A 716-nucleotide genomic window follows, 5' to 3' on the forward strand; every position below is an offset into this window, starting at 1 on the left:
GATGCTTAAAAGAGGGAAGGTCGTAAAAGAGATTAAGCTTTGTATTGAACGCTTAACGACGGCCACGGTTGTTATAGCGGTAGTCGTTATAACGGTAATTACGTGAGGAGTTATAACGGCGATCATAACGGTCATCATAACGACGGTCTTCACTTACTTTCTTGCCAAGAGCAGAACCACCCGCAGAACCCAATGCTGCACCAATCAGGCCACCATTGTTACCACCCATATTTTTACCTACGGCATAACCTGCACCGCCACCCAGTGCGCCACCAATAATGGCACCGTTACGGTCTCGTTTATTCGCTGAAATGGCTGCACCTGCACCACCACCGATTGCAGAACCGATTGTTGCGCCAGTTGTACCACCAACTCTATTACCTACTGCAGCACCAACTACCCCACCAAGTGCAGAAGCAAGAGCAGTATTCGTTGTATTACCCGCATTCGCTGTTGTCATACCCATGCCCATAGCTGAGGTAGCAACAACCGCGATCATTAGAGATTTGTAGTTCATGAGTACACCTTTTATATATATGGCTGTATTTGTCTATGAGTTAAATTTAATCTGGCAAGAGCGAAACAGCATGGAGAGTCTGTAGATGAAATGTGTTTTTTATCTCCTTAATTTATTCATAATTAATAAACAATATTTTTCACGTATTACAAGCAGTTAGATTCATTTATAAGCAATTAAAAAAGCACCCGAAGGTGCT

1 protein-coding gene is annotated in these 716 nt (G+C 43.2%); it reads right to left on the reverse strand.

Annotated features, from left to right (window positions below; all coding sequences use genetic code 11):
* Positions 1-52: 52 nt before the first annotated feature.
* Entirely contained in the window at positions 53-517 is a 465-nt protein-coding gene (locus B4033_RS05645; protein ID WP_005222421.1) for a hypothetical protein, read from the reverse strand.
* Between the last annotated feature and the right edge of the window lie 199 nt (positions 518-716).

Origin of the sequence: Acinetobacter sp. UBA3132 (genome assembly GCF_002364825.1) — a bacterium.
Classification (GTDB): Bacteria; Pseudomonadota; Gammaproteobacteria; order Pseudomonadales; family Moraxellaceae; genus Acinetobacter; species Acinetobacter schindleri.